Source organism: Streptomyces virginiae, assembly GCF_041432505.1.
Classification (GTDB): Bacteria; Actinomycetota; Actinomycetes; order Streptomycetales; family Streptomycetaceae; genus Streptomyces; species Streptomyces virginiae_A.
Genome location: NZ_CP107871.1, coordinates 7,917,442 through 7,936,815 on the forward strand (window position 1 = coordinate 7,917,442; position 19,374 = coordinate 7,936,815).

At 71.3% G+C, this 19,374-nt stretch carries 21 protein-coding genes and 1 pseudogene; 10 read left to right on the top strand and 12 right to left on the bottom strand.

All coding sequences use genetic code 11. The annotated features are described in order from the left end of the window. Positions 1 to 230: 230 nt before the first annotated feature. Complete coding sequence (locus OG624_RS36545) at positions 231 to 1,652, top strand: amidohydrolase family protein (protein WP_371640408.1); 1,422 nt, start codon at positions 231 to 233, stop codon at positions 1,650 to 1,652. A gap of 45 nt (positions 1,653 to 1,697) precedes the next feature. Here OG624_RS36545 and OG624_RS36550 read toward each other — a convergent pair whose 3' ends face one another. Further along, on the bottom strand, positions 1,698 to 2,429 hold the full coding sequence (locus tag OG624_RS36550) for a hypothetical protein (protein ID WP_371640409.1): 732 nt from the start codon (positions 2,427 to 2,429) through the stop codon (positions 1,698 to 1,700). A 208-nt stretch (positions 2,430 to 2,637) separates the two neighbouring features. Further along, positions 2,638 to 2,973 carry a hypothetical protein gene (locus OG624_RS36555; protein ID WP_371589362.1) on the bottom strand — a complete coding sequence of 112 codons (336 nt, stop codon included), beginning with the start codon at positions 2,971 to 2,973 and terminating at the stop codon, positions 2,638 to 2,640. Between the two features lie 498 nt (positions 2,974 to 3,471). Between OG624_RS36555 and OG624_RS36560 the strand changes: the two genes are divergently transcribed. Then, on the top strand, positions 3,472 to 3,738 hold the full coding sequence (locus tag OG624_RS36560; RefSeq protein ID WP_371589363.1) for a hypothetical protein: 267 nt from the start codon (positions 3,472 to 3,474) through the stop codon (positions 3,736 to 3,738). 180 nt (positions 3,739 to 3,918) lie between these two features. On the opposite strand, the pseudogene OG624_RS36565 reads toward OG624_RS36560, so the two are convergent. Next, a pseudogene (locus OG624_RS36565) lies at positions 3,919 to 4,267 on the bottom strand (transposase); the annotation flags it as partial. A 203-nt stretch (positions 4,268 to 4,470) separates the two neighbouring features. On the opposite strand from OG624_RS36565, the gene OG624_RS36570 reads away from it, so the two are divergent. After that, positions 4,471 to 4,875, top strand: coding sequence for a type II toxin-antitoxin system PemK/MazF family toxin (locus OG624_RS36570; RefSeq protein WP_371640909.1), 405 nt, complete (start codon positions 4,471 to 4,473; stop codon positions 4,873 to 4,875). A 248-nt stretch (positions 4,876 to 5,123) separates the two neighbouring features. On the opposite strand, the gene OG624_RS36575 is transcribed toward OG624_RS36570, so the two are convergent. Together OG624_RS36575 and OG624_RS36580 are read right to left on the bottom strand one after the other, a co-directional pair. Continuing rightward, entirely contained in the window at positions 5,124 to 5,603 is a 480-nt protein-coding gene (locus OG624_RS36575) for a hypothetical protein (RefSeq protein WP_326749762.1), read from the bottom strand. A 220-nt stretch (positions 5,604 to 5,823) separates the two neighbouring features. Continuing rightward, complete coding sequence (locus OG624_RS36580; RefSeq protein ID WP_371640410.1) at positions 5,824 to 6,471, bottom strand: hypothetical protein; 648 nt, start codon at positions 6,469 to 6,471, stop codon at positions 5,824 to 5,826. A 39-nt stretch (positions 6,472 to 6,510) separates the two neighbouring features. Between OG624_RS36580 and OG624_RS36585 the strand changes: the two genes are divergently transcribed. From OG624_RS36585 to OG624_RS36605, 5 genes are all read left to right on the top strand, one after another. Beyond that, positions 6,511 to 6,924 (top strand): DUF4259 domain-containing protein, encoded by a 414-nt coding sequence (locus OG624_RS36585; RefSeq protein WP_371640411.1) that lies wholly within the window; start codon positions 6,511 to 6,513, stop codon positions 6,922 to 6,924. A gap of 236 nt (positions 6,925 to 7,160) precedes the next feature. Beyond that, the gene (locus OG624_RS36590) at positions 7,161 to 7,664 is read left to right on the top strand and encodes a hypothetical protein (protein ID WP_371589366.1); all 504 of its coding nucleotides are present in this window, start codon (positions 7,161 to 7,163) and stop codon (positions 7,662 to 7,664) included. A gap of 297 nt (positions 7,665 to 7,961) precedes the next feature. Then, entirely contained in the window at positions 7,962 to 8,489 is a 528-nt protein-coding gene (locus OG624_RS36595; RefSeq protein WP_158711749.1) for a hypothetical protein, read from the top strand. Between the two features lie 229 nt (positions 8,490 to 8,718). Continuing rightward, entirely contained in the window at positions 8,719 to 9,930 is a 1,212-nt protein-coding gene (locus OG624_RS36600; RefSeq protein ID WP_237545473.1) for a cytochrome P450, read from the top strand. 5 nt (positions 9,931 to 9,935) lie between these two features. Further along, positions 9,936 to 10,130, top strand: coding sequence for a ferredoxin (locus OG624_RS36605; RefSeq protein ID WP_033215998.1), 195 nt, complete (start codon positions 9,936 to 9,938; stop codon positions 10,128 to 10,130). A 100-nt stretch (positions 10,131 to 10,230) separates the two neighbouring features. Here the strand turns inward: OG624_RS36605 and OG624_RS36610 are convergent, their stop codons facing one another. Next, the gene (locus OG624_RS36610; protein WP_272921621.1) at positions 10,231 to 10,353 is read right to left on the bottom strand and encodes a hypothetical protein; all 123 of its coding nucleotides are present in this window, start codon (positions 10,351 to 10,353) and stop codon (positions 10,231 to 10,233) included. 273 nt (positions 10,354 to 10,626) lie between these two features. On the opposite strand from OG624_RS36610, the gene OG624_RS36615 reads away from it, so the two are divergent. Further along, positions 10,627 to 11,709: an outer membrane protein assembly factor BamB family protein gene (locus tag OG624_RS36615; RefSeq protein ID WP_371640412.1), complete on the top strand. Its 1,083-nt coding sequence runs from the start codon at positions 10,627 to 10,629 to the stop codon at positions 11,707 to 11,709. Positions 11,710 to 11,811: 102 nt separating this feature from the next. Here OG624_RS36615 and OG624_RS36620 read toward each other — a convergent pair whose 3' ends face one another. The 5 genes from OG624_RS36620 to OG624_RS36640 all read right to left on the bottom strand — a co-directional run bounded on the left by OG624_RS36620 (position 11,812) and on the right by OG624_RS36640 (position 15,629). After that, complete coding sequence (locus tag OG624_RS36620) at positions 11,812 to 12,132, bottom strand: hypothetical protein (RefSeq protein ID WP_326749767.1); 321 nt, start codon at positions 12,130 to 12,132, stop codon at positions 11,812 to 11,814. A gap of 513 nt (positions 12,133 to 12,645) precedes the next feature. Next, a complete protein-coding gene (locus OG624_RS36625) occupies positions 12,646 to 13,515 on the bottom strand; it encodes a hypothetical protein (protein ID WP_371589370.1) in 870 nt (289 codons plus the stop codon). A 308-nt stretch (positions 13,516 to 13,823) separates the two neighbouring features. Beyond that, positions 13,824 to 14,258 (bottom strand): YdeI/OmpD-associated family protein, encoded by a 435-nt coding sequence (locus OG624_RS36630; RefSeq protein WP_033216003.1) that lies wholly within the window; start codon positions 14,256 to 14,258, stop codon positions 13,824 to 13,826. 45 nt (positions 14,259 to 14,303) lie between these two features. Further along, the gene (locus OG624_RS36635) at positions 14,304 to 14,963 is read right to left on the bottom strand and encodes a glyoxalase (RefSeq protein ID WP_371640413.1); all 660 of its coding nucleotides are present in this window, start codon (positions 14,961 to 14,963) and stop codon (positions 14,304 to 14,306) included. A gap of 243 nt (positions 14,964 to 15,206) precedes the next feature. Beyond that, positions 15,207 to 15,629, bottom strand: a complete 423-nt coding sequence (locus OG624_RS36640) for a MarR family winged helix-turn-helix transcriptional regulator (RefSeq protein ID WP_033216004.1) — start codon at positions 15,627 to 15,629, stop codon at positions 15,207 to 15,209. 175 nt (positions 15,630 to 15,804) lie between these two features. Between OG624_RS36640 and eno the strand changes: the two genes are divergently transcribed. Beyond that, positions 15,805 to 17,109, top strand: a complete 1,305-nt coding sequence (eno, locus tag OG624_RS36645; RefSeq protein WP_033216006.1) for a phosphopyruvate hydratase — start codon at positions 15,805 to 15,807, stop codon at positions 17,107 to 17,109. 34 nt (positions 17,110 to 17,143) lie between these two features. On the opposite strand, the gene OG624_RS36650 is transcribed toward eno, so the two are convergent. Next, the gene (locus OG624_RS36650; RefSeq protein WP_051762744.1) at positions 17,144 to 19,273 is read right to left on the bottom strand and encodes a SpoIIE family protein phosphatase; all 2,130 of its coding nucleotides are present in this window, start codon (positions 19,271 to 19,273) and stop codon (positions 17,144 to 17,146) included. Positions 19,274 to 19,374: the final 101 nt, after the last annotated feature.

The window sequence follows — 19,374 nt, forward strand, 5'->3', positions numbered from 1 at the left end:
CCGGCCCGGGCGTGCGGGCGAGCGGGCGTGCGGACGGGCGGTACGACGCCCGCCGGATGGACGAGGGATGGCCGATGGGCCACCGGAACGGAAAAAGTTTTCCGCGAAACGCCTATCGAATGACAGTTCGCCGGGAATGCTGCGTGTGTTCTCCCGCCCCGTCCGACGCCCCCTCACCCGGGCTCGCCAGGGCGGGCCTTCCGTTCTGAGCCCTCGGGAGGTACTACGCCATGCAGTCGACCCCCACACCTTCGCCGGTCCGGCCGCCCCACAGCCGCCGCGACATCCTCACCGGCCTCGGTCTGGCCGCCGCCACCCCGCTCGTCCTCGGCATCACCCACCGCCCCGAACGCCCACCCGTCCCGGTCGGCCCGTCGATCCTGCTGCGCGGCGCCTCCCTCGTCCTCACCATGGACCCGGCCCTCGGCAGCGGCCCCCTCGGCGCCCTCGACAACGCAGACGTCCTGATGCGGGGCGGCACCATCGCCGCCGTCGGCACGAGCCTGCGGCCCCCGCCCGGTACCCGGATCGTCGACGCTTCCGGCAAGCTGGTCATGCCGGGGTTCGTCGACACCCACACCCACCTCTGGCAGGCCCTGATCCGTGGGGGCTGTACCGACGGGGACCTGTTCGGCTGGTTCACCCGATGTACCGACCCCCAGCGCGGCCGGCTCACCCCCGAAGCCCTGCACAGCTTCGTACGCCTCGCCGCCCTCGACGCCGTCCAGTCGGGGGTGACCACCCTCGTGGACTGGGTGGACATCTTCTCCTACGACCTCATCGAGAGCTACGTACGGGCCCTGGCCGCGACCGGAGTGCGGTTCACCTACGCGATGTTCCCCTCCGAGGCCGACCCGGCGCTGGTCGCCAAGGTGAAGAAGGAACTCGTCGATCCCGTTCCGCTCGCCGGCTTCCAGGTCGCCACCCACGCGGCGCGAGCCGTCCAACACCTCAACCACGCCCACTGGGAAGCCGCCCAGGACCTCGGGGTCATGCTCAACTCCCACGTCCTCGAACGCCCCGAGCAGCGCGCCGACGACCCCATCGGCGTCCTCACCGACATCGGCGCCCTCGGGCCACAGCTCCTGATCAACCACGCGATCCACCTGACCGACGACGAGATCGCCGCCGTCGCCGCGCACGACGTGCGTGCGGCCCACTGCCCGCTCAGCAACATGCGGCTGGCCTCCGGCATCATGCGGCTGGGGGAATTCGGGCGGCGGGGCGTCAAGGTCGGCCTCGGCCTGGACGGCGGCACCAACGACAGCTCGGACTTCCACGCGCTGATGAAGACGGCCATCGGCCTGCAACGCGCCCGGGCGACGCAGGCCGCGATCTTCCCGCAGGTCCACGACGTCCTACGGATGGCCACCCTCGGCGGCGCCGAAGCCTTGGGGATCGGCGACCGGACGGGCTCCCTGACCCCAGGGAAACGCGCCGACGTCGTGGTCGTCGACCCGGCCGCCCTGAACTTCGCGCCGCGCTTCGACTGGGTCGGCCAGACCGTCTTCAACGGGCGGCCCGAGAACGTCGAGGCCGTGTTCGTGGACGGGCGCCCGCTGAAGTTCGGCGGCCGGCTCGTCGGCGTCGACACGGAGCGCGTCGTACGGGAGGCGGAGACGGCCGCGACCCGACTGCGCGCGGCCGGATAGCCCCGGCCGGCCCCCCTTGCAGGCACCGCGGTGGGCGCCACGGCTTCAGCCCACCGCGTCCCAGGCCCGCATCGGACCGTCCAGCCAGGCGGGTGGCAGCTCGGCGGCCTCCCACTCCTCCCGCAGCGCGGCCGGCCGGGTGGCGAGCCGTTCCAACACGGCGATGCCGGTGGCCGAGTGCAGCAGGGAGTAGCGGCTGTGGACGGCGGTGGCACTGCCGGGCCCGTACTCCACGTACAAACGCTCCAGACGAGCCCGGTGCGCTGCGGCGAAGTCCGCCAGCCGGCCGGCGTACCGGGCCCTCTGCCAGGGGGGCATCGTGCCGAGGACGGCACGCAGTACCTCCTCGGTGACCTCGGGGTCGAGGTCGGAGACGGCGGTGAAGGAGAGGTGGAGCGGGGTGACGGCGGCCTTCGCCTGCTCCACCTCGATCCGCCCGACCGGCGACCGGGCGGCCGAAGCGGCGCCGGGCCCGTCGGGGTCGACGGCCTGCCGCAGCGCCCGTTCGGCGATCTTGCCGAGCTCGTCGGTGACGGCACGGGCACCGTCCAGCCGGCCCGACTCGTACGGCTCGCCCTTGTCTCCAGGCACGGACCCGCCCAGCGTGCCGAGCTCCTCGCACGCGCCGGCCAGGGCGCCGGCCTCGACCAGGGCGATCAGGCCCTCCGCGTCGTCGGCGAAGACCCCCGCCCGGCCGAGCAGCTGCAGCAGCGTCCTCTTCGCGTTCAGGACACTGACCGAGTCCAGCTCCTGCCGATTCCCCTCGGCGGCGTGCATCGGATCCTCCTCATCACATGGGCCACCGGTACCGTACGCCGGCCTGCGTCGCACCCTCGTACCGTTCAACGCGCGATGAGCCCGCCGTGATCCCCGCGGGTGCCCCGCCGTCCGACGACTGCATCCGTTCAGCGCAACGAGCGCAACGAGCGCGACGAGAGCCCCGGCCGGATGGAAGGGCACCCGGTACCCGCTGATCAGGGTTCGATCAGCGGCTGACGGCTTGCTCCGTCAGGTACCACAGGGCCATCAGGCCCACCCAGCCCAGCACCCCCAGGGAGCCGAGCGCGATGCCGGTGACGGAGGCGAACCGCGCGGATGTCGCCGCGACGCCGCGGCGCAGCGCGCGGACACCTGAAGTGATCGCGGCGATGCCGAGGGGCAGGGCGAGGAGGACGAGGAGAGGCAGCACCGGCAGGGTGCCGAGAGCCAGGAACGCGCCGGATCCCAGCGCCAGGGCTGCCATGCCCGTCTCGGAGCCGCGCGGCGCGAGGTCGAGATCGCAGGACAGCTGGTCGGTGCTCATGGTGCTCATGATCTTCACGCGCTCACCGTAGGCCTGACCGCGTGCCCGACGTATGGGCGCTGCTACTCGGTCGCCCCTGAGTACGACGCCATGAGCGAGTAGGGGAGAGGCCCGGAACGGGGGGCAGGGTAGGCACCGGGGTGAAAGGTCGTCAACGAACTTGGACAGGCGGCAAATGGGCTCGCCCGGCCGTCCGGTTGGCGGCGGGCGTCTGTGCTGCCGTCCTTGCGGTAGAGGTTACACGTCCTAAGCGGCGGGATTCTGTAGTGGCTGCACCGTGAACTCGTAGGGCAGATCGGCCAGGCAATGGTATTCATTGCGCCGCCGCGGCTTGAAATCGCCAACATTTCGCGCTCGCCCGGCGGGTGGTCGAGCAGGGGAACCTCAGTAAGTACTCAAATCCGTTGATGGTTTAGCGGGGATCGTTACTGTTGAGTCTGCTCCGCCGGACACGACACCTTGCCGATCAGGGGAAATGAACTTTCCCATCGGCAGCCGATTCTGAAAGGTTGCGGAATGAATGCTCTGACCGTTCTGGCATCGGCCGCTTTCGGCTCCACCGTCTATCTCACGACTCTCTCGACCGTGGGCCAGCTGAATCAGCGGGCCCCGTATGTCAAGGTCGCGGGTCTGATCGCGACCGGCATCGTTCTGTGCGCGGTTATCGGGGTCATCGCGTTCGCGAGCCAGAGCGTCGTGCTCGGGTTCATCCTGGGCGCCGTCCTGACACCGCCCGTACACCGGCGGATCCTGAGGCGACGCGCGCATGCCGCCGGTTCTTGACCTACGGCCGACAGCCGAGCCCCGCAGCGCCGAGGCGGCCGTTCTCGGACCTGTAAGCCGAACGGGACCGTGAGTCCGACGACGGCCGGTACCACCACGGTCGTGGGCTCGCGCCACACGGCCAGGGAGTCGGCGTTCACGGAACGGCCGATGCCCGGCCGCGCCGAACGCCAGGTCCTTGTCACCGAGTCCGGCGGCCCGGCAGCGGTCGGGGTCCGAGGTCAGGAACGCGGAACGTACAGTTCCCGGTCCACTGCGGCGTGTCCGCGGCGGCCGGCGTGGACGAGATGGACGGCGACCTGCGCGTTCTCGATCCTGCCCGCGGTGCCGGTGTACTGGCGCTGGGCACCGACGGTGTCGGTGCCCTTCTTCATGTCGCCGGTCTCGTCGACCACCAGAACCGCCTGGTGGTCACGCACTTGGCCCGCCCGAGCAGGTGCTGCATGCCGTCCGGGGTGCTCTCTCCGGCCCACTCTGCGATGGTCCAGCAGCTTCTGCGCGGCAGGTCCGACAGCAGTCCGAGCACCAACCGCCCGCCCCGACATCGGGGTTCGACCCGTGCGAACCGGCCCGCGACCGGGCTGTCAGGCCCTCGAACGCCCCCTGCCGACGGGCAGGGTCTACGCTGTGACCTGCGGCCACCGCGTGATCTCCAGTCTTCACACACCGATGATCAACGGTGGCCCCACCGTCTTCGCAGCACGTCAGGGTCGCGCAGCGTCTGGAGGACTTGTGCAACGTGGCGAAGTCTGGTGGGTCCAGTTCGACGAGCGGAGGTTGGTCGTACTGCTGTCGGGAGACGGCACGTCCGGGATCCGGGTGATGCAGGTCGTCGCTCCGGCCGACGTCGACATCAGCGGTCTGGGCATCGAAGTGACGGTCGGCGCCGGTGAAGGACTGCCGTTCGAAGGCGTGCTGCGGCTCGCGTTCCCGCGTCCGGGCTTCACCCCGTGCACGTGGCTGACCACTGTGTCCCGGGACGACCTGATAGAGCGGGCGGCCGTCCTGTCCTCCGTGAAGCTCAGCGAGATCGACGACGCCCTCCGACTCGCTGAACAAGCGCAGGAGCGGACCCCGGCCACGACCGCGAAGCTCAGCGAGATGAGGGATGCCCTCCGTCTCGGTGAACTCGGGTAGGCGATCTCGGGCGAGATGATCGACGTGGGCCACCTGCCGCCTCGGCGCCCCTCACCACCGAGATCACGATCCACGGCTGGAGTACTAGGCCGTCTCTTTCGGATCTTGGCGGGTGAGCCCGGGTCGTCCGGTGCGGTGCATCGCAAGGCGCAGGGGCGCTCGTGTACTGGACGTACTCGAGTGCCCCGACAACGCGGCGAGGTGCCGTGCCGGGCGGGCCGGGCCCGGCAAGATCCGAAAGAGACGGCCTAGGTCCGGGTGTCGTCCTGCTCGCGGCTGTCGTCGGAATCCAGGGCTGCGACGGTGAAGCAGACGGCGGCCCCGAGTCCGAGGAAGAAGAAGACCGGGTTGACGAAGCCGGGGACGGAGACGGGGTAGTCGTCGATGTCGTCGGCCTCGCACACGAACCGCAACGGCACGTACTCCACCCGGTAGCCGGAGATCGATTCCGCCCGATTCTCCCAGCCCTGGGTACGGCACGGCCGGATGGGGACCGAGTCCGTCCCACCGTCCTCGGCCGACATGACCGCGCCGGTGACGTGCAGCAGCCCCCAGGTGTACACGCCGAACGCGATCGCCGCCTGGACGAAGCCCGCGGTGCGCAGCCAGGCGTGGCTGTCGGCCTGCCGCAGGCCGCCGGCCCGGGCCAGGACACCGAGGGCCCGTCCCGCGAAGACGAACGGGAGGATCAGACCGGCCGGAACGAGAAGCAGGAGGAAGAAGGCCATCGCCCGACTTCAGCAGGGTTGTGGGAGCGATGGCTGTGGCGGAGCCCACAACTCCGGCAACAAGTTCGCAACTGACAGGTCATCGACCACGACCACGACCACGACCACGGCCGGTGCCGCGTGCCGTGTGCTGCCGGTGCCGGGTGTCCGGCGTGGGCCTGGTGAATGCCGACCACCGCACGCGTGCCCAGGTGTTGGGGGCTGAGCCGCGGGCTTCTTGTCAGCCTCCGCCGCCGGTCGAGCCGCCGTGGCCTATGGCCATCCACGGAGGGGACTGCACGCGGTGTTGGACTACCAGATCGACCTGAACGGAGGTGGGGGCGAGTGTCTGTTGCAGTTGCTGGTAGAGGGGCGCGGTGTCGGTCGTCCGCGGGAGGATCGGCATGGGCCGGATCGTGCGGCCGTTCTTCAGGCGCACGTACAGGGTGATCTTGGCGGACACCGGTTTCCGGTCCCTCTTGTACGACTCGACGACGGAGTGGTCGATCCAGATCTGCTGTACGTCCGTGAGCGGCCTCGGCCGGTCCGTGCGGGGGCCCCGGACGAGGGTCATGGTGGTCGGGGCGGCCGCGGGCGAGAACCGCAACCGGGTCACGCTCCGAAAGGCCCCGTACAGGATCACGAACGTGTTGACGACGAGTCCCACCGCGGCGGCGATCCCGACCGCGGCCCAGATCCGACCGGGCCGCTGCTCGAGGACCATCGCCATGACCACATAGACCGGGGTGCCGTAGAGCGCGCCGGCTGCGAGCGACCCGACCACCTCCCCGGGCCAACGCCTGGCGGCGAACACGAGCGGCCCGACTTCCTCGCGAAGCATCACGTCGACCACGTCGGGGTGGGAACGGTCGATCCGCACGCTGTCCATGACACGACGTTAGGGCGGCGTCACGGGTTGGGGAAGACCATGTGCGGCGCCGGGCGGCCCGGCCATGATGTGGGGCGAGAGCCCCACCAACGCGTGGAAGCCGCAGGCGAATCCCTGATCCGAGGCGTTCTCATCCGAACGGTCGAGGCTACGGGCCGGCTCACGGAAGCGGACGAGGCGGTGGCCGCCGCCGCGCTGATCGCGGCGCAGTGTCCGGGGGGCGCCCCCGTCGACACGCCCTACGGCCCGGAAACACCGATGCCGGTACTCCCTGCCGACCTTCGGGCGCTCGCTGACGAGGCCCTCGCCCACATCGCCGACGACGAGGAGGGGACGGGTTCGAACTGGGTCGCCCAGGACGACCGGAAGCGGCGGCGGGCCACACTCGCCCGCCTGCGCGCCGTGCTTGCCCCGCCACCCCCTTCCCTCGCTCCCTTCGATGCCCAGCCATGACGGAGCGTCTCTCGGCACGGATGCCGAGCCGCTCGCGCCGAACGTGAACAGAGCAGGGGAGGCCGCACTTCGGTGTGGCAGCCGCCGCACAGAGCCCTCGCGTACCTCGGTCGGGGGCCGTCCACGCGCCGCATCTAGCCTGGTGCCTGCGCCGGAAGACACCGCTCCGGCATGGTGCACGAGCTGGAGGACACATGGGCGGAAGCGTGGGCTGGGGTCGCAGCGCGAGGTGGGCTGTGGTTGCGGTCGTCGCGAGCGCTGCCGTCGCCGGCGGGATGGCAGTGATGGCGGCCCCGCCCGAGGAGTACCCCGCCGCCGACGGCTGGGTCCGGGAACCAGCGGCGTCGAAGTCTGCGCCGCGCGCCGCGGGCGACCCCTCGCAGGTTGTGGTCTCGGCGGAACTCGCCGCCGCCGCAGCGGCGGCCGGGCTCGCACAAGGCCTCGTCGAACCGTCGGACGAGGGCGGAACGGCCGACTGCATCGCGGGCTGGTTCGGCGACGGCCCCGCTGACGAAGCCCAGCTGGCCGCCCTGGAGACTGCCTTGAAGGAACACGGCTGGCAGGTCATGGCCCGCAACCGTCGTCCCGTCCCGAAAGTGGCCATGATCAGCGGTTCCTGGCGGCTGGAGCTGCACAACGGAGGCCTCCTGAACACCGCCACCCTGGTCGCCAGGCACTCCACCGAGGCGTGCGACGAAGCCTTCCGCCGCGAGGAGGAGACCCGAGGGCCGCGCGGCTGACAAACCGGTCCGGGCGACGACCGGCATCAGCTCCGTGATCGCCCGCCACGGCCTTCCACGCGGGTCCGGACTCGAAACTCGTCGCGGGTCGTCGGGCGGACGATCGCCGCGCTTCGCGAGGCTTCGCCGCGCTTCGCGTGGCTCCATGGCTTTCGCGGGCCTGCGCGCCCGACGGGAACAACTGGACGGCATCCCTGAGCGGTATGTGTGAGACTCCCTCGGAATGATCACTCGGGGGGTTTCGCATTGAACGCGCTGTTGAAGAGGGTGTGGATCGGACTGGCCACGACTTTGATCGTGAGTCTGGCCGCCGTGGCCCTACCGGATCGCATCCAGGTGGACGAGGACGGGCGCATCCACCTGGGCGCGCCCGCGCCCATGCCGTCCCCGTCCACGGAGCCCACACCGGAGTCCACGTCACCACCCCTCACACGGGACGCCGTGGACGAGGCGATCCGGACCGCTGTCGGCGCGGCGGGTCTCGACCCGGCGCAGGGCAGCCCGACCGCCGCGGCCGACGCCCGCTCGAACATGACGGGCTGGACGGCCGTCCGCGAGAAGACCGCCGCACAGGCGGAGATGAACGCGATCTGCGCCGACCTGGAGCGCCAGGGTTGGACGTCGAACCCGAACGGCGACCGCCCCGACGCCTCCCGCAGCTACAAGCGCGGGGGCTGGTACCTGCTGGTGAGCACGCGCGGGAAGACTCTGGCACCGTCCACCACCTCCACCTTGACCGACTCGCAGACCCACCTGACCCTGGCCGGGCTTCAGTTGAACCTTTCCGACATACCCCTCCCCGAGATCACCGTCCGCATCGGCTGACCCCTTGGTTCGGCTCGATTCGGCTTGATTCGGGCCGAGGGGCAGGGCGTCGCCACCCGCCCCGTACGACGTCCAGGACGGGCCGGCTCGCCCCCCTCGGGGGCCCGGGAACGCGCGCCCGGGTGAACCCGGGCGGACTGGCCGAAACTGGCATGGATGAGATAGGTGCCTTAGGCATGTAATGGAGTCCGGCGTGAACGGAACCATCGCTTGCGAGGTGTTGTTTTCCATGACCGAGGCCATGTCCCATGCCCTGCCGGATGCCGTCGCCTTCCCCCAGGACCGCACCTGCCCCTACCACCCACCCACCGCGTACGAGCCGCTGCGGGAGAGCCGGCCCCTCTCGCGGGTCAGCCTCTTCGACGGCCGCTCCGTATGGGTGGTCACCGGCCACGCCGAGGCGCGCGCCCTGCTCGCCGACGCGCGGCTGTCCAGCGACCGCACCAAGGAGGCCTTCCCCGCCCCCACCCGCCGCTTCAAGGGCATCCAGAGCCGGCGCGCCGCCCTGCTCGGGGTCGACGACCCCGAGCACAACCGGCAGCGCCGGATGCTGATCCCGAGCTTCTCGGTCAAGCGGACGGCCGCCATGCGGCCACAGATCCAGGAGACCGTGGACCGGCTGATCGACACGATGGTGGCGCGCGGCACGCGAACCGAACTCGTCAGTTCCTTCGCCCTGCCCGTCCCGTCCATGGTGATCTGCTCCCTGCTGGGAGTCCCGTACGCGGACCACGAGTTCTTCGAGGGGCAGTCGCGGCGACTGCTGCGCGGCCCCGAGCCCGCCGATGTCGAGGACGCCCGCCGCCGGCTGGACACGTACCTGGAGAGCCTGATCCGGCGGAAGCGCACCGATCCGGGCGACGGGCTGCTGGACGAACTGATCGCCACCCGGCTGGTCAGCGGCGAGACCACCGTGGAGGAACTGGTCGACCTGGCGGTGATCCTGCTGATCGCGGGCCACGAGACCACGGCGAACATGATCTCCCTCGGCACCTACACACTGCTGCGCCACCCCGAGCAGCTCTCCGAACTCCGCGACGATCCCTCGCTGATGCCGGGGGCGGTGGAGGAGCTGATGCGGTTCCTCTCGATCGCCGACGGCATGCTGCGGGTGGCCACCGAGGAGATCGAGGTCGGCGGTGCGACCATCCGCCCGGACGAGGGGGTGGTCTTCTCCACCTCCGTCATCAACCGCGACGAGACGGTCTTCGAGGAGCCGGACTCACTCGACTGGAACCGGCCCACCCGCCACCACCTGGCCTTCGGCTTCGGCATCCACCAGTGCCTGGGCCAGAACCTGGCCCGCGCCGAGATGGAGATCGCCCTGGGCACCCTCTTCCGGCGGCTGCCCGGCCTGCGCCTGGCGGCCGATCCGGACGAGATCCCCTTCAAGCCCGGGGACACCATCCAGGGCATGCTCGAACTCCCCGTGGCCTGGTGAGCGGCATGCGGATCTCGGTCGACCAGGACGTCTGCATCGGCGCCGGCCAGTGCGCGCTGACCGCGCCCCAGGTGTTCACCCAGGACGACGACGGGCTCAGCGAGGTGCTCCCGGGCCGCGAGGACGGCCACGGCAGCCCCCTCGCACGGGAGGCCGCCCGGGCCTGCCCGGTCTCGGCGATCACCGTCGCGGAAAGCTGAGCAACTCCCCGGACCGCCGGGCTCGCAGCGCCGCACCTTCGGCCGAGGCGCCCCACGGCCTCCGACGCCGGACTTCCGGACGTCGGAGACCGTGGCCCCGTCAACCCTGGCGGGCGATCCGCACCCGGACCGGAATCCGCCAGGGCTGTCGGCGCTGCCCGGGCAGTCGGCCGAACAGCCACATGCCCAGCGGGTAGCCGTCGTGTCGTGCTTCCGGGTGCACGTTTGCCGTTGGGTGGCAAAAGAACTCGCCGGTCCCCAAGGAGCGCGACCGCTATGGTCGTTGTGATCATGAAGGTCGCGAGCAGGGGGAGCGATGGGACGGACAGGTAGGACACGGCAATGGGCCGCTGCTGCGGCGGGAGTGACGCTGGCGACAGCCGCGTTGGTCGCCTGTGGAGACGGCGGCTCATCGGAGGCGAAGCCGTCCGGCCGGTCCGCGGAACCGTCCCGTGCGACCACCAAGGAGCCGAGCCGTCCGGCGTTCGACCCGCCCGTGCGGTTCGACGGGTCTGCGGTCGAATTACCGAGTGCCCGTCAGCCGAGTACGACGAGCGGGGGAGCGGCACGGCCCGCGGTCACGCTCGCCGACGGGGTCGCCTACATCACCGCCGAGGAGGGGCTGGAGGCGATCGACACCGGGACCGGTGCACCGCGGTGGGAGGTGAACACGCAGCACGCCGCGGCGAAGGGCGGGTTCGGAAGCGACCGTGCCGCTCCGCTCGTCTCGACCGACGGCAAGACCGTCTACGCCGCCTGGAACAGGGACGTGAAGGGTGAGGGTACGGCGCCGGACCGCGCCGTGATCGAGGTGTTGGCCGTCGAGACGGCCACCGGCAAGACGGCATGGGCGGCCGAGATCGCGGCTGCTCCCAGCTCCCGCGGGCTCGCCGCCACAGCCATCGGGGCCGACGAGATCCTCGCACCGCAGGTCGTCGGAGTGGACGCCGGCACGGCGCTCGTCACCGCGGCCGACACCACGTACGCCGTGGAACCCTCCGCGGGCACGGTCCGCTGGCACAAGCCCGACTTCCGTGCGGTGACCCTGACCGACGGCGTCGTTGCCGGTGGCGAGCGGACGGGATTCGGCGCGGGCAGGCTGCTGGGGCTTGCCGCGGCCACGGGCGAACAACGGTGGACCATGGCGGAGGCGCGGCAGGCGGCCGCCGCCGCGCCCCGGCTGCTGAGCGCGACCCTCAAGGACAAGACCCTCGTCGTGGATGCCGTCACCGGTGAGCAGCGGGCCGCGCTCGACGGGAGCGGCTGGCGGTGCCGCCACGACGCACAGTCCCTGGTCCTGTGCTCCCGATACGGGTACGCGACAGCCGACCGCGGGATCACGGTGTTCGACGCCGCGTCGCTTCAGAAGCGGTGGGCGTTGCCCGACGGTTCCGGAAGGAAGGTGCCGAAGGTGAAAGGATTTTGGCACGGTGCCGTGTACGGGGAGGTGGGCGACGAACCGATCGTCCTGGACGGCATGACGGGGCAGGATCGACAAACCTCTGCCGGCGCGGCGCCGTACGAGATCGACCGGTACGGCGGTGTGGTGGGATCGAAGTTCTACCGCGCTGCAGGCTGACGTAGCGGCGAGGACCACACCTACGCTTCCACCACCACCACCGCCGGGGGGGGGGGGTAGGGCCGCGTGCCCCGAGGTCTCCAGGCCCCGCCATCGGTCAGGTCAGAGCCACTCGGCCCAGCCGAAGGTCGCGATGTATGCACGCTCGATCGCCTTCCAGCCCCGCCCGCCGCGGCCGCGGACGACGGCGAGAGCCAGCACGAACCAGACCGCGAACACGCCGCCGATGATCAACGGCCACCTCGGGCCCTCGAAGTACCCGAACGCGCCGAGGGTCAAGGCCGTCAGCACCAAGCCGAAGTGCGCCCCGCCGCGGCTGGTACGCAGCATCTGACGCATCACCCTCCGGTCCTCCGCGAGGACCCGCTCGTACACGTTCGGCGCCGCATCCGCCTTGCGCTCCCGCTCCACGTCCCTTTCCACAGAACCCCCCTCGACAGATCCAGCTCTACGCAGGACCGGCTCACACCCCTGCAGACGCAACACCCTCAACGACCGTTGCCCGGCCCGCCGGGCCCGCTCGTCTCCACGGTCATCTCGCGGACGGAGGCGTAGCGGCACTGCCCGTCGAGCGGCCAGGCAGGGTGTCGTCCATCACCTGCAGCAACTTCCGAGCAGGCATCGCCTCCTCCGGCCGCACGGAGGAGGCGACACCCTCGATGACCGACCGGCCTGCGTGTACGGCTGTCCTTGCGGCTGCCTCTCAGCCGGGTTGCTGCCGGTAGCCCGCGCCGTGCTTGCTCTCCCGCGCCCGCCGCGGCGGAGTGCCACTGGTCGGTCCTGCAGATGCATCGCAGCAGGTCCAGCAACTCGGCCTTGCACGCGACGTGCGGGGACCCGGTCAGGTGGTCCCGCTTCGACCCACAGCCGGACCGGAGCGGACCGGGCGCCGACGTCGGACGGGCCGCTCGTACGCTGTGCAGCCTCTCCGAGGTGTCACCCGTTGAGGTCGAACACGTCCCATGCGGTGAACGGTTCGGACTGGACGTAGATTCGGCTTCCCCTGCCGACGACCCGCCTGCGGCCGGGGGCGGTGCCGTCGGGCAGGGTGAGCAGGCCGACCTCCGTCGGATCGACCGAGGTCTCGGTGAGCTCTCCGTAGGCGAGTCGGTCCCGGTCTTCGCCGTAGCCGCCGTAGAAGGCGACCCGCCCGCCGTGGACGGCCACCGCCTTGGCGCCCCGCACGGTGTTCGTCCGTACCTTCATCGGCCGGTCGGGCCGGTCGGGACGGATCTCCAGGAGCGGGAAGTCGGTGTACGGGCAGGCCCAGGCGCCGGTGCCGGACACGTTCAGGGCGTAGCAGTCCATGATCCATCCGGCATCGCCCGCGTGATCGGACATCCAGCGGAGTTGGCCCCTGGCGCTCCAGCGGCGGATTCCCGCCGGGTTCTCGTCGAAATGCCCGGCCCAGATGTGGCCGGTCTCGTCCACGAGCATGTGCTCGACGGCGTCACCGATGGAGAAGGACGTGGTCTCGCCGCCGAACGCGTCGAAGACCTGGACCTGGTCCGCGTCCTCGTACCGGCGGGCGCGGGCGGCGGCTACGACGAACCCGCCGTCGGGCAGCCGGTCCAGGCGCGGCCACCGGGCCCGTACGGCGCTCAGCTCGGTGAGTTCGACGTCGCCGTGGGGGTGGACGGAGACGACCAGCGCGTCGAAGGGTTGGACGTCGCCGACGGGCTCCGGAGCCCGTTCGGTGAGCAGCCAGTGGGCGGCGCCGAAGGCGTCGACGGTACTGGCCGGCACGTGACGGTCATGGTGCTCGCGGGGCAGACGGGCGTAGGGGACGAGGGCGGTTCTCTGCACGGACGGGCTCTCCTGGGCGGGGGTTGCGGACAGCGGGCGTTGCGATGAGCGGCGACCGGTGGCGCGCGAGCTGTGGAGAGCGGAGTGGGGCGCCTAGCCGGCATGGCCCTTTCTGGCCGTCATGCGGTGATCTTCGCCGACGTCGGAGCCGGTGACAAACCCTTTCGGCGCGCGCGGCGATCGGACGCCGAGTACGGCGCTGAACTAAGCCCCTTGGCCTCCCACGGTCTGAGGGCCGGGGCCGGGGGAATCCGGATGGGGCTTCCTGACAACGATCGCGGTGCTGCGGGAGTCCGTGCTTTCGGGGGTCAGCCCCGCAAGGTGGCGATGGCCTTCTCGATGCGCCGTCGGCGCGTCTCGGGCTTCTTCGCGCTCTCGACGGCGCGCACGTGCTCGTGCTTGCGGCCGTGGGCGAGCTGGTCGTACGCGGCGCGGGCGACCGGGTCGTCGTCCAGGGCTCGGGCGAAGTCCGGGGGCTCGACGACGACCCGTGGCTCGGTGTCGAGCTCCAGCTCGACCTCCACGTCCTCGCCGATCGCGACACCCGCGGCCTGCCGGTTGGCGTTGCTGAGGCCGAGCAGGTGGCGGCCCCGCATGAGGGCGACCCGGCTCCGCCAGGAATGCCCGTTGAGCGTGATCGTCACCGGTGGCCGCGCGCCCCCGCCGAGCGCTGCTACCACCTCGGTCGGAACTTCCAGGCCCCGCATGGGCTCGGGCGGTTCGACGTGGGCCCGAAACTTCATGGTCTTCCTCCTGCTCGTTCTGGCGTTCTGGCGTTCTGTCGCGGGTCAGGACAGCGTGGGTGCGGACGGCGCGGTGGTCTCCCAGACGAACCCGTCGGGGTCGGTGAAGGCGTCCGCGGTGCCGCCGAGGACGATGCGGTGCGAGCCGGTGCCGTCGGCGGGGACGCCGAGGTCCTTGGCAAGGGCACGGCGCTTGTACAGTGCCAGCTTGACGCGGCTGCCCTGGCCGGGGGCGAACTCCGCGTACTTGCCGCCGAAGCTCTTGGCCACGGTCAGGCCCCGGCCGGTGTAGAGCTGCCTGGTGGCCTTCACGTCCTCGACGCCGATCAGCAGGACGACCTCGTCGATCTCACGGGTGGCGGGGCCGGTGTCCTTCTTCGCCGAGGTCGCGATCTTCCAGATCGTCCCGTCCGGCGCCTGGACGACGCCGCCGTAGCCCCACAGCGACTTCGCGGCGGGCTTGAGCACCGTGGCGCCGGCGTCCACGGCCGCGCCGACGAAGCCGTCGACGGTGGCCGGCCCGGCCACCGTGAGCCCCAGGGTGAAGCCGCGGAATCCGGTGGAGTGCGCCTCGGACGCCCGCAGGCGTACGTACGCTTCCACCCCGAAAGCGCGGTAGAAGCGGCGGGCGGAATCAGGGTCGGCCACCTCGAGGGTGACGGACGCGAGGGACATGTCGGCTGCGGTGGAAGCGGTGGTTGCCATGACCATCACGCTAGGGGCCGCGCGGTGGCCGAGGCTTCTCGATTCCTGACCGGTCTTGAGACTTTCTTCGGTGTGGAGGACGGCCGCTCGGCGCACCGGAGGCCCGGGGCGGCATGTCGACCGGCTCGGTGCATCGGGCGGTGGACGTGCCCCGTGGCGCGCAGCCGATCGCCAAGCGGACCGCGGTACGCCTTCGCCTTCGCCGTCGCGAGCCGGGCCGCCCAGGCGTCCCTCGCAGGCGCGTCAGCGCGCGGCGAGCCGTTCCATCAGCGCGGCGCTGCGGGCCAGTACCTCGCGCTCCTCGTCGGTGAGTTCGAGCTCGATGGCCTGGGCGAGCCAGCCCGCCCTGCGTCCGCGCTCCGCCTCCAGGGCGGCCCGTCCCGCCGGGGAGAGCTCCACCAGGGACTTGCGGCCGTCCGTGGGGTGCGCCCGGCGGACGACCAGCCCCTGTTCCCTCAGCAGTCCGACCGAGCGGGCCATGGACTGGGGGCGTACGCGCTGATCCGCCGCCAGATCGCTGGTGGTCATGGCCCCGTCACGATCGAGGGTCCCGAGTACGGAGGCGTGGCCGAGCGGGATCCGGTCCTCGTGCTTCACGCGCCGCGTGAGTTTGCCCATCGCGGTACGCAGTTCGGTGGCGACGGCGGCGGGTTCTGGGATGGGCATACGGCACTTTAACCGGTGATCACCAGCCAAGCCGTGCAGCCCATCTGTGCAGCTGAACTGAACAGCAGAACTGCACAGCTGAACTGAACAGCATTGCTGTAGAGTTGCGATGTCGCGGCACGCGCCAACGCTGTCGCAGCAGGGCTGCGGCGTGCATCGACGCTAAGGAACATCCATGATTTCCAGGGCAGTTGAGTCATCGACCGTCATTCGGTCCGTCACCGCCCGCAGGATCCTCGACAGCCGGGGCAACCCCACCGTCGAGGCCGATGTCCTCCTCGCCGACGGATCCCTCGGCCGCGCCGCCGTCCCCTCCGGCGCCTCCACGGGAGCGCGGGAGGCGGTGGAACTGCGCGACGGGGATCCGGGGCGCTGGCACGGCAAGGGCGTCGACGGTGCGGTCGCCCACGTCAACGGCGACATCGCGGCAGTCGTCGTCGGGCGCGACGCGGGCGACCAGGCGGGGCTCGACGCCGCGCTGGTGGCGCTCGACGGCACGGCCGACAAGTCCCGGCTCGGCGCCAACGCGCTCCTCGGCGTCTCCCTCGCCGCCGCGAAGGCCGCCGCCGCGGCCCACCGCCTGCCGCTCTACCGCTACCTCGGCGGAGCCGACGCCCGGCTCCTCCCGCTGCCGATGATGAACATCGTCAACGGCGGCGCCCACGCCGACAATCCGCTGGACTTCCAGGAGTTCATGATCGCTCCGATCGGTGCGGAGACCTTCGCGGAAGCCGTCCGGATGGGCTCCGAGGTCTTCCACACGCTCCGTCGCGATCTGCTGGCCGCCGGGCACTCCACCGGCGTCGGCGACGAAGGCGGCTTCGCGCCCGCACTCCGTACCGCCGAGGAGGCGCTCGACTTCATCATGGCGGCCGTCGAGCGCACCGGTTACCGGCCCGGCACGGACATCGGCCTCGTCATGGATCCGGCCTCGTCGGAGTTCTTCCACGACGGTACGTACGTGTACGCGGGCGAGGGCGTGCGCCGTACGCCCACCGAACACGCCGACCACCTCGCCAAGCTGATCGACGCGTACCCGATCGTCTCCATCGAGGACCCCATGGCCGAGGACGACCTGGACGGCTGGCGGGAGCTGACCGCCCGCGTCGGCGACCGCTGCCAGCTCACCGGCGACGACGTGTTCTGCACCGACGAGAAGCTGCTGCGCGAGGGCATCCGTACCGGTGTCGGCAACTCGGTCCTGGTCAAGGTCAACCAGATCGGCACCCTGACCGAGGCCCTCGCCACGGTCGCCACCGCGCACCGGGCGGGCTGGACCGCCGTCATGTCGCACCGTTCCGGCGAGACGGAGGACACCACCATCGCGGACCTGGCGGTGGCGACGGGCTGCGGCCAGATCAAGACGGGTTCGCTGTCACGCTCCGACCGTACGGCGAAGTACAACCAGCTCATCAGGATCGAGGAGGAACTGGGCGCGTCCGCGCGGTACGCGGGCGGAGCGGCGTTGAATCGGCCTTGAAGGCCGGCCTTGAGGACCGGCCCTGAAGGGTCGGTCAGGTCGGTGCGCCCGCCGCCGCGAGAGGTGGGTGGGGCCGTACGTGGGCGATCACGAGGGCCACGTCATCGGCCGCGTCGGGGTGCCGCAGTGCGGACAGGAGCCGGTCGCAGGTCGCCTCCAGGGGGAGGCCGGGGCCGGTGAGGAGGCCGAGGAGCAGGTCGAGACGGTCGTCCAAGGCGTCGTCGCGGGTCTCGACGAGGCCGTCGGTGTACAGGACCAGCCGGTCGCCGGGAACGAGGTCGAGGACGGTGGTCTCGAAGTCGGCGCCGCCGAGGCCGCCCGTGCCGAGCGGCACCCCGGCGGGAAGCGTCAGCAGTTCGGGGCTCTGTCCCGAACGGATGAGGACGGGGGGCGGGTGGCCCGCGAGGGCGACGCGGCAGCGCGAGCGGTGCGGGTCCCAGGTGGCGTAGACGCAGGTCGCGATGGTCTGGTCCAGTTCGGCGGTGATGTGGTCGAGGTGGCGCAGGACCCGGGCCGGGTCGAGACCGAGGTCCGCCAGGGTGCGGGTGGCCGTGCGCAGTTGCCCCATGGTGGCGGCGGCGTGGACACCGTGTCCCATGACGTCGCCGACCACGAGCGCGGTCTTGTCCTTGGGCTGGGGGATCGCGTCGAACCAGTCACCGCCGATCCCGCTGGCCGCCGCCGCGGGCTGGTAGCGGTAGGCGATCCGTAGGCCGGCGGACCGGGGCGGGGGCTGGGGGAGCAGGTGGCGCTGAAGGGTGAGGGCGGTGTCGGTGGCGTGCTGGTACCAGCGGGCGTTGTCGATGGCGATGGCGGCGCGGGTGGCCAGCTCGCCGGCCAGGGTGACGTCGTCGTGGTCGAAGGGGAGCGGATTACGGGTGCGGAGCAGGCCGAGGGCGCCGAGGACCTGGCCGCGGGCGGTCAGCGGTACGGCCAGGTAGGAGTGTGCGCCCTCCCGGGCGAGGAGGTTCGCGGCGGCTCCGTCGCGCGCGATGTGTGCCAGGTCGGTGCCGGTGACGTGCGACACCAGGACGGGGCGCCCCGTACTCACGCAGCGGGTGACCAGGCGCTCGGCCGGGTACGTGGTGCGCTCGCCCACCGGGTCGGCGGCGCGTACGGAGGCCGTCTCGTAGGCCGCCGACACCGCCAGGGCCATGAACAGTGCCCGCCCCGTGCGGGGGCCGGGCGTCGTGGCCACACCGCCCTCCAGGACCGAATCGAGGACGTCGACCGAGGCGAGATCGGCCAGGCCGGCGTGGTCGGCCACGACGAGGTCGGCGAGCTCGCGGGCCGTGCGCTCCACGTCCAGGGTGGTCCCGACGGTCACCGACGCCCGTGCGATCAGGTCGAGGCGCCGCCTGGCCTCGGCGGCCTCCCTGGCCGCCCGGTAGCTGTCGGTGACGTCCACCACCACCAGGGCGATCCCGATCACCCGTCCACGGGGGTCCTCCAGTCGGTAGTACGAGCCCGACCAGGCGCGCTCCCGGCCGGGATCGGAGGGCGTCCGCCCGATGCCGTACTGGTCCAGCAGCGGTGCGCCGGTCTCCAGGACCTGGCGCATGGAAGCCTCGATCACCTCCGTGTCCAGGAACGGCAGGGCCTCCCCGGGGGTACGCCCCAGATGTTCCTCGGCGGGTATCCCGTTGATCCGCTCCAGCATCGGGTTGACCAGTACGTAGCGCAGGTCGGTGTCCAGTACCGCCAGCCCGAGCGGGGACTGGGCCACCAGGGGCACCGACAGCGCCAGGTCGCGCTCCACACCCCGGACGACGGCCTCGTCGCAGGCGATCCCCAGGGCGTACCCGCCGCCGTGTTCGTCCTGCAGCCGCATGTTGCGGAACTCCACCAACCGCGCGGAGCCGTCCTTGTGCCGCACGGGGAAGACGCCTGCCCAGGCGCCGCCACCGGCCATGACCTTGGCGAACAGATCGAGTACCAGGTCGACGTACTCGTCCGTGACCAGTAGCTCGGCCGCGTAGCTGCCCAGTGCCTCCTCGGCCGACCAGCCGAACAGGTCCTGCGCCTGCGGACTCCACAATGTGATCCGCCCTTCGGCGTTCAGGACCACCGCGGCCACGCTCAGCACGTCCAGCAGACCGCCGGGCTCGGAGGGAGCCACTCTCACCTGGCCGGGCTCGACCCGGGACGCCTCGGGTGTGACCACGACCGGCCTCCTTCACCGACTGCCGCAGGCCTGGGAGCCGACGACCCAGTCCCTCACGCGTCCCCCGGTGCGCTCATCTCATCCTCCTCCTCCCACGCCCT